Annotated in this window: 4 protein-coding genes and 1 pseudogene; 4 read left to right on the top strand and 1 reads right to left on the bottom strand. The window is 67.8% G+C overall.

Annotated elements, in window-relative coordinates; all coding sequences use genetic code 11:
* Positions 1-185 precede the first annotated feature (185 nt).
* The 4 genes from AB2385_RS16390 (at position 186) to AB2385_RS16375 (ending at position 5,803) form a co-directional block, all read left to right on the top strand.
* Positions 186-2,198 (top strand): sigma-54 interaction domain-containing protein, encoded by a 2,013-nt coding sequence (locus AB2385_RS16390; protein ID WP_367656084.1) that lies wholly within the window; start codon positions 186-188, stop codon positions 2,196-2,198.
* Between the two features lie 154 nt (positions 2,199-2,352).
* Positions 2,353-3,954: an ABC transporter substrate-binding protein gene (locus AB2385_RS16385; protein ID WP_367656083.1), complete on the top strand. Its 1,602-nt coding sequence runs from the start codon at positions 2,353-2,355 to the stop codon at positions 3,952-3,954.
* Positions 3,955-3,969: 15 nt separating this feature from the next.
* The gene (locus tag AB2385_RS16380; protein ID WP_367656081.1) at positions 3,970-4,887 is read left to right on the top strand and encodes an ABC transporter permease; all 918 of its coding nucleotides are present in this window, start codon (positions 3,970-3,972) and stop codon (positions 4,885-4,887) included.
* Between the two features lie 13 nt (positions 4,888-4,900).
* On the top strand, positions 4,901-5,803 hold the full coding sequence (locus tag AB2385_RS16375) for an ABC transporter permease (protein WP_367656080.1): 903 nt from the start codon (positions 4,901-4,903) through the stop codon (positions 5,801-5,803).
* Between the two features lie 55 nt (positions 5,804-5,858).
* Here AB2385_RS16375 and ltrA read toward each other — a convergent pair.
* Positions 5,859-7,105: pseudogene (gene ltrA, locus AB2385_RS16370) on the bottom strand (group II intron reverse transcriptase/maturase); the annotation flags it as partial.

The raw sequence follows: 7,105 nt of genomic DNA, 5'->3' as shown, positions 1-7,105 counted from the left end.
ATCATTGGGAGTCTGCCCCTATCTCACGTGCGGTTACCCGGACAGGCTCCTAGCAGGGTTTCCGGCCCCTGAAGCGAATTTCTGCGAAATACTCGCCCCACGAATAACCCTACAGGTGCAAAACTGAGAGGACACACAGTTCCCTAACCTCTCCCGGCACCATCACCGCAAAGGCTGGATCAGCGATGAAGCACATCTGGTTGATCTGCAGCGACAACAGGACCGGCCAGTACCTCACTCAGCAACTGCACGACGTGCTGGGCGACGCCGCCCGCATCCGCACCCTCTCCCTGCGTGAGGAGCCCCTTCCGGCGTCCATCGACGCCGACCTCGTGCTCCTCACCGCCCGGCGGATGGCGCGGGCTGTCAGCGGTGCGGTGACCCCCCGCACCCCCGTCCTGACCACCATCCGCACCCTCCTCCGGAAAGACTGGCAGGAACTGATGGCCCTGCCCGCCGGGGCTCGCCTCCTGGTGGTCGACGAGGAGGAGGTCTCGGCCACCCTCAACGTGGTCATGCTTGCCGAACTCGGGGTGAACCACGTCCAGTTGCTCCCCTGGTCCCCGGGGCAGCCTTCGGAGCCAGACGTCGACCTGGCCATCACCTTCGGCCAGGGCCACGCCGTGCCCCGCTGGGCCCGGCAGGTCCGGGACTTCGGCCCCCGGCCCATCGATCCCGTCACGCTGAACGACGTCCTCACCGTGCTCGGGCTCACCGACCCTGGCCCCCGGCAGCGGCTGCAGGAGTGGCTGGGCCGCGCGGTCACCCGCCATCCGGGCCTCGCCGGCGCGGTGGGCGCGCTGGGCGACCTCACCCAGTTCATCGAGACGGTGCTCGATTTCAGCTCCGACGCCGTCGTGGGCACCGATGCCGCCGGCCGCATCACCCTTTTCAGCCGTCGGGCCGAGGCCCTGTTCCAGCTGCCCGCCAGCGAGGCGCTGGGCCGGCCCGCCCGGACGCTGCTGCCCGGCGACGGACTGGACCAGGTGCTCGCCGGCCAGTCCCTGCCCCCGGACCAGCCGGTGACCGTCGCCGGCACGGTGGTGGACATGACGTGCCTGCCCCTGCGCCAGAGCGGGCGGGTCACCGGGACGGCCACGCTCCTCCGGCTGCCGCCCGAGCCCGGCCCCGGCGGCGCCCGGACGGCGGCCCGGAAGCGGGGGCAGCCCGCCCGCTACACCTTCGCCGACTTCGTGGGCCAGTCTCCCCAGCTGAAGCGCGTGATCGCCCGGGCCCGCCAGATCGCACGCTCCGCCTCCACGGTGCTGATCCTCGGCGAGACCGGCACCGGCAAGGAGATGCTGGCCCAGGCGATCCACAACGCCTCGCCCCGGCAGAAGGGCCCCTTTGTGGCCGTCAACTGCGCCGCCCTGCCCGAGAGCCTCGTCGAGAGCGAGCTGTTCGGCTACGAGGAGGGCGCCTTTACCGGTGCGGTCCGGGGCGGCCGGCAGGGCCTCTTCGAGCAGGCCGATGGCGGGACGATCTTCCTCGACGAGATCGGCGACATCTCCCCCTCCGTGCAGGCGCGCCTCCTGCGGGTGCTGGAGGAGCGGCAGGTGCTGCGGGTGGGCGGCAGCCGGGTGATCCCCCTGGACGTGCGGGTGATCGCCGCCACCAACCAGGACCTGGCGGATCTGGTCGCCCGGGGCCGGTTCCGGGCGGACCTGTACTACCGCCTCAACGTCCTCTCCCTGAAGCTGCCGCCGCTGCGCCAGCGGCCGGAGGACATCCCTCTCCTCGTCCAGCACTATCTCGCCCAGCAGGGCTACCACGGCCCCGTCGCCCCCGAGGTGCTCGCGGCCCTCACCCGCTACAGCTGGCCCGGCAACCTGCGGGAACTGCGCAACTGCGTCGAGCACATGGCCACGGTGGCCGTGGGGCCGATCGGACTCGACGACCTGCCGACGACGGTGCTCGGCGCCGGCCACGTGCCCGCACCGGCGGAGCCTCCGCTCAGCCCCCAGCGGGAGAAGCTCATCATGCTGCGGATCCTGGCTGACGCCGACAAGGCCGGCGAACGCGTCGGCCGCGGGGCCGTGCGGCGGCGGCTCGCCGAGCAGGGCATCCATCTTACTGAGGCTGAGGTGCGCTCCCGCCTCGCCCAGCTGACCGCCGAGGGACTGGTGGTGGCGGGGCGGGGTCGGCAGGGCTCCCGCCTCTCGCCGGCGGGGTGGGCACTGGTACGGCAGGGGGGGTGAGCAGGCGCAACAGGTGGAACAGGCGCCAGAACCGCCTGTTCCACCTGTTTTTCGCGCGGAAAATGCCGTGTAGAGCGCCTCTTCGGCCTTGGCACGGTTTGTGCTTTTATTCTCAAGCACAGACCCAACGAGAAAGAAGGAGGCGTTCGTCGGAATGCGCAATATTCGATGGATTAAGGCAGTGGGAGTCATGCTTCTGGCGGGTAGTCTCCTGGCTGCCTGCTCCGGTTCGCCGGCGCCGGGCAGCAGCACACAGGGGGGCTCCAGCTCCGGCTCCAACCCCAGCTCCAGTTCCGGGTCCGGATCCGCACCGAGTACGGCCAAGAAGACGCTGGTGGTGGGCGCCGCGACCGACATCCGCGGCTGGGACATCCACAACCACAACAACGTCCACACCGAGGCCGTGCACCAGCACGTGTTCGACTACCTGGTCTACTACAACTTCGACACCGCTTCCTTCGACCCCGGCCTGGCCACCGAGTGGAAGCTGGTGGAGCCCACCGTCTGGGAGTTCAAGCTGCGTGAGGGCGTGAAGTTCTCCAACGGCGAGCCCTTCGACGCCACGGACGTGAAGTACACCCTCGAGCGGGTCTCCCGGGACCAGTCGCTGCGGGAGTACGGCTCCAACCGCACGATCAAGGAGGTCCAGATCGTCGACGACCACACCGTCCGCATCGTGACCCACGACCCCGACCCGCTCCTGCTCAACCGCCTCAGCCGCATCGGCTCCGGCATGCTGCCCGCCGACTACATCAACCAGGTCGGCATGGAGGAGTTCATGAAGAACCCCGTCGGCACCGGCGCCTTCATCCTGAAGGAGTGGGTGCGTGACGACCACGTGACCCTCGTGGCCAATCCCGACCACTGGCGCGGCGCCCCCAGCATCGACGAGCTGGTCTTCCGGGTGCTGCCCGAGGAGGCCACCCGCATCGCCGAGATCCAGACCGGCGGCATCGACATTGCCCTCTCCATCACCGCCGACGCCCGGCCGGCCCTGCAGAACGATCCGAACGTGAAGCTGCAGGAGATGTGGGGCAGCCGGGTCTACCTGATGGAGATCAGCTTCCAGGACGGCGCCAAGACCCAGGACCCGCGCGTGCGTGAGGCCATCGAGCGGGCCATCGACAAGGACGCCCTCATCGCCGCCGTGGAGGGCGGGGCCGGCATTCCCACCCGCACCCGCCTCATCCCGGGTCTCGTGGGCCACACCCCGAAGTACTACAACACCAACGAGCTCTACGACCCCGAGAAGGCCAAGGCGCTGCTGGCCGAGGCGGGCTACCCGAACGGCATCGAGATCGGCATGGTCGCCCCCTCCAGCGGCAACTACCCGCTGGTGGCCCAGACCATCCAGGGCATGCTGGAGGCCGTGGGCTTCAAGGTGAACCTGGAGATCCTGGACACCACCACCTTCAACAACCGGATGGACGCCCACGAGGTGCCCGAACTGCTCCTCATCGCCAACAGCAACTCGATGAAGGACCCGGACCTCGTCTTCGTGGACATGCTGCCCGGCCAGAGCTCCGGCGAGTATGAGAACCCGAAGGTGACCGAACTGGTCAACGCGGGTGCCCAGGAGATGGATCCAGCCAAGCGGCAGAAGATCTACGAGGAGCTGATGGACGTGGTGGCCGAGGACCGGCCGCGCATCTATCTCTACCACGTAGCCAGCGTCCACGGCGTCGCGAATGGCGTCGACTGGGCCCCCCGCAAGGACGACATGTACTGGTTCCACAACGTGTCCATCACTGAGTAAAGGAAGTGTGCGAGGGTGCTGCGCTATCTCCTGAAACGGCTGCTGCACACCGTGGTCATCCTCCTGGTGGTCACCGCCCTCGTGTTCTTCCTGCTGAACGTGATGGGCAACCCCGTGCGCCTCATGCTGCCGGAGACCGCCACCGAGGACCAGATCCAGGCGCTCACCCACGCTCTCGGCCTCGACCAGCCGGTCTACGTTCGCTACGTGAAGTACATGGGGAACCTGCTCAGAGGCGACTTCGGTTACTCCTGGCTCTACAACGCCCCAGCCCTGGAACTGGTGCTGGAGCGCATCCCCGTCACGCTCAAGGTCTCGGCCCTCGCCCTCCTCTTCGGCGTGGCGATGGCCGTGCCGCTCGGCGTGATCTCGGCCCTCAAGCGGAACACCGGGATCGACCTCCTGGCCACCGGCCTCTCCGTGATCGGGCAGGCCATGCCCAGCTTCTGGCTCGGCATCATGCTGATGCTGATCGTGGCCACCCGCTGGCGGCTGCTGCCCGTCTCGGGCTATGAGTCGTGGAAGCACCTGATCCTGCCCACCATCACCCTGGGAACCGGGCTGGCGGCGTCGCTGACCCGCCTCACCCGCTCCGCCATGCTCGAGGTGATCGGTCAGGACTACATCCGCACCGCCCGGGCCAAGGGGCTGTCGCACCAGGCCGTGATCATCAAGCACGCCCTGCGTAACGCCCTGATCCCCGTCATCACGATGCTGGGGCTCCAGCTGGGCTCCCTGCTGGGCGGCGCGGTGATCACCGAGAGCGTCTTCGCCATCCCCGGCATGGGGCGGCTGGCGGTGCAGGCCCTGAACAACCTCGACTACACCGTGGTGCAGACGGTGGTGATGTTCAGCGTGCTGGTGATCGTGGGCGCCAACCTGCTGGTCGACCTCGTCTACACGCTGGTCGACCCCCGCATCAGCTACGAATAGGAGGTGCCGGAGCATGGCCGCGGCCGAGATGTGGAATCAGACAGAGGCGCAGGACCGGCCCTCCTCCGGCCCCTCCCTCTGGCGGCGCCTCCGCCGCAGCCCGGTGGGGATGACCGGGGCCGTCATCGTGGCCATCGTGCTGCTGGTGGCCGCCTTCGCCCCTCAGCTGGCGCCGTACGACCCGAACCTGAAGAACCCGGCGATCCGCCTGAAGCCGCCGGCCTGGGTGGAGGGCGGCGACCCCGCCCACCTGCTGGGCACCGATACGCTGGGGCGAGACATCCTCAGCCGCATCATCTACGGCTCGCGGGTCTCGGTCTCCGTCGGCGTGGCCGCCGTGCTGGTGGCCGGCGCCATCGGCGTGGTGCTGGGCCTGGTCTCGGGCTTCGCCGGGAGGTGGGTGGACACGGTGCTGATGCGCTTCACCGACGCCTTCCTGGCGATCCCCTCCCTGCTGCTCACCATGCTCGTGGTGGGCATCGTCGGACCGGGGGTAGGCACGCTGATCCTGGTGCTGGGCGTGACCCGCTGGACCAGCTACGCCCGGGTGGTCCGGGGCGAGACGCTCTCCGTGCGGGAGCGGGACTTCGTGCAGGCCGCCGAGGCCACGGGCGTCCCCCGGTGGCTAATCCTCTTCCGGCACGTGCTGCCCAACGTGGCCGGGTCGGTGATCGTGCTGGCCACCACCAACGTGGCGAGCGTCATCCTCACCGAGTCGAGCCTCAGTTTCCTGGGTATCGGCGTGCCGCCCGACGTGCCCACGTGGGGAGCGATGCTCTCGGAGGGGCGGAACTACATCGCCAGCGCCTGGTGGCTGGCGACCCTGCCGGGGCTCGCGATCTCCATCACGGTGCTCGGCATCATCTTCCTGGGCGACTGGCTGCGGGACGTGCTGGACCCGCGCCTGCGTCGGTAGGGACTCAGCCGCAAGACAAAAATCGAGTAGGAGGGGGCGGTTAGCCCCCGTCCTCTCACACCACCGGACATGCGGGTCCGCATCCGGCGGTTCGCCAGGATTGACGAGTTGCTTCGTAGCATTCGGTTAGGCTGAGCAGTCCCTGGGCACGCCAGTAGGCCTTGCCCAGGGCTCTGTTCATTGGTCCGCCCGCCATGCGCCACACGCCCTTGCGGCTGTAGGCGTATTCGCGAGCGACCCACTCAGGTAGCCCGAGAGCGCGGAGTTCCCGCAGGCGCGTGCGGGGGCGCTTCCACTGTTTCCACAGGCATGCTTGCAATCTGTGACGGAGCCAACCCTCGATCTCTTTGAAGACCGAGTCGGCATCCGAGAGCGCGTAATAGCCGATCCAGCCACGCAGGTATGCGTTAATGCGCTGGATCCGCTCTTTCATGCTCTGGCTGCGGCTGCGCTTGGTCATCCTGCGGAGCTCCCGCTTCACCCGCTTGTGGGCTTTATCCGCCATGCGAATGTGAACTCCCCGGTTCTTGTAGAAGCTGAACCCGAGGAACTGTCGCCGCCATGGGCGGTCGACCGCAACTCTTCTGCTCGTTGACCCTGAGCCGTAACCGTTCCTCCAGGTAGCCGCGGATACTCCTGAATACCCGCTCCCCCGCCCGCTTCGTGCGGACGTAGATGTTGCAGTCATCTGCGTACCGGACAAACCGGTGGCCGCGCTTCTCCAACTCCTTGTCCAGGTCGTCGAGCAGGATGTTGGCGAGCAACGGGCTGAGAGGGCCGCCCTGGGGGGTACCCTCTTCCCGTTCCATCACCACCCCGTTCAGCATAATCCCAGCTTGCAGGTAACGTCGGATCAGCCGCCGTACCCGCTTATCCGTCACGCGGCGCGCAACTCGGGCCATCAGCACGTCGTGGTTGACCCGGTCAAAGAACTTCTCCAGGTCCATATCCACGACCCATTCGTACCCCTCCGCCACGTACTGGCGTGCTCTCCGTACCGCGTCATGTCCCTTTCGGCCCGGCCGGAAGCCGTAGCTCGACTCGGAGAATGTCGGGTCGAAGATCGGCGTCAGTACCTGGAGAAGTGCCTGCTGGATCAGGCGGTCCATCACGGTGGGGATGCCCAACATCCGCATGCCGCCGCTCGGTTTCGGGATTTCGACCTGGCGGACTGGCTTTGGCCTGTAGGTCCCCTGGAGCAGTTCTTCCCGAATGCGGTTCCACTCGGCTCGGATCTGGTCCCTCAACCGTTCGGTGGGGACACCGTCCACGCCTGGGGCGCCTCCGTTCCGCTCCACCCGT

The sequence above is a fragment of the Symbiobacterium sp. genome (genome assembly GCF_040797425.1).
Lineage (GTDB): Bacteria > Bacillota > Sulfobacillia > Symbiobacteriales > Symbiobacteriaceae > Symbiobacterium.
The sequence above is the reverse complement of the archived record's forward strand: the minus strand, read 5'-3'. Positions and strand labels throughout refer to the sequence as shown.